At 39.0% G+C, this 1693-nt stretch carries 2 protein-coding genes; both read left to right on the top strand.

Translation table 11 applies throughout. The features are described from left to right. Positions 1–115: 115 nt before the first annotated feature. Positions 116–670, top strand: a complete 555-nt coding sequence (locus tag ACEW8U_RS21920) for a cupin domain-containing protein (RefSeq protein WP_373524193.1) — start codon at positions 116–118, stop codon at positions 668–670. Then, positions 670–1509, top strand: a complete 840-nt coding sequence (locus ACEW8U_RS21915) for a helix-turn-helix domain-containing protein (protein ID WP_373524192.1) — start codon at positions 670–672, stop codon at positions 1507–1509. The genes ACEW8U_RS21920 and ACEW8U_RS21915 overlap by 1 nt, the downstream gene beginning before the upstream one ends. Positions 1510–1693 lie beyond the last annotated feature (184 nt).

Here is a 1693-nt window from a genome sequence, read left to right as displayed (position 1 = left end):
GGATTTTTTCTAAGAAAGTTCAAATAAAATAGCAATATAAAAACGTCCGATTTTTACCAGTATTCATTTATGGGTTTGGGTTATTTTTGTGTATAATCTTAAACCACAACTAATTATGGAACGAAGAAAATTTATTGTCACAACTGCGGCAATTACAGCATTTGGGTCAGACCTTATGGCATTCTCTAAAGAGAATAAAGAAGATAAAGATGGCTTCTTGGTCAAATCCGGTGAGGCCAGACACGGAAAGCATACGCCATACAAAGGAGTCAATCCCAATGATCTCAAAATTTCCAGCAAAGACACAGATGGACAAATGTCTGTATTTGAGTATATTGGTATGGAAAAAACAGGACCGCCCCTGCATGTACATTTGGAACAGGATGAAGTATTTTATGTAGTGGAAGGAAATTATCTTTTCCAGTTGGGCGATAAAAAGCACGAACTGACAGCTGGAGATACCATTTTCCTTCCCCGAAATGTTCCCCATACTTGGATACAGACTACAGAAAGGGGAAAGTTGATCTATATACTTCAACCGGCCATTAAAATGGAAGAGTTTTTCTACGCCATGGATGAATTGGGAAGGCCACCTTCTGTGGAGGAAGCAGAGAAGATTTTCATGGCACATGGGATGAAAAATGTTGGGCCACCATTAACTTTGAAATAATGATTCTCAGGGATTATTTACCTAGTCCACATTTACATGAGTACGTCAGGAAGCATCAGATCATCAAATTTGAATTTGGTGCCGGGGGGATAATTCCCTGCAAGGTCTATTGCCCCCGGCCTGAAACATGCCTCGTGTTTAGGCTCCGTAACGCACAAAAGGTTAGCTATCCCTCAAACCCGGAAATTTTGACCCATCCCAATTGCACCATTATCGGGCAGCATACAGTGGTTACAAATCGGTATACCGGAAGTGATTTTTGGATTTTGCAAATTGTACTTCAACCAAGCGCACTTTTCAGGCTTACAGGTATCCCAGCTTACGAAATCACCAATACATTTATTGATGCCGAAGCCATTTGGGGAAAAGAAATCAGATTAATACATGAACAAATGTGCAATACCGAAGGAATAGAGGAATTAATCCAGATTATTGAAGCATTTCTAGAGAAAGTCATCTTTAGGTCAAAATACAGTTTACAGGGAATTGACAAAGTGAGTTTCGTAATCTTAAATCAAAACAGGGCACTTTCCATGGATCAACTTGCTTCTGATGCTTGTCTGAGCAACCGGCAATTCCAGCGAAGATTTACCGAAAGGACTGGAATCGGTCCTAAACTTTTTGATAAGGTAGTGCGATTTGAAAAAGCATTTTTTATGAAAAACGCCTATCCCCATCTGGATTGGCTGAGTATCGCTTTGGCCTGTGGGTATTATGATTACCAGCATTTGGTCAAAGATTACAAGTATTTCACCAATATGACCCCAACAGGTTTTTATGAACTCGATACCAAAGCACCCGAAAGGACTTTTGGGGTGGTAGAGTTGCAGCAGGTTTAATAGTTTGGATTTCATTTTTAGAATTAATTTATGATTTTTTTTATGTAAACAAAATTGTTTATTTTTGTTTCATGGACTCAAGAATTCAACATATCAAAGGCATCCATCCTGGTGTTTTTCTGGATAGGGAACTCAAAAAAAAAGGTTTGTCCAAAGGTCCTTTTGCATTGTCTATCGGTGAGTA

The organism is Aquiflexum sp., assembly GCF_041751335.1.
In the GTDB taxonomy this organism is placed as follows: domain Bacteria; phylum Bacteroidota; class Bacteroidia; order Cytophagales; family Cyclobacteriaceae; genus Aquiflexum.
This window is presented reverse-complemented; position numbering and strand designations above follow the sequence as displayed.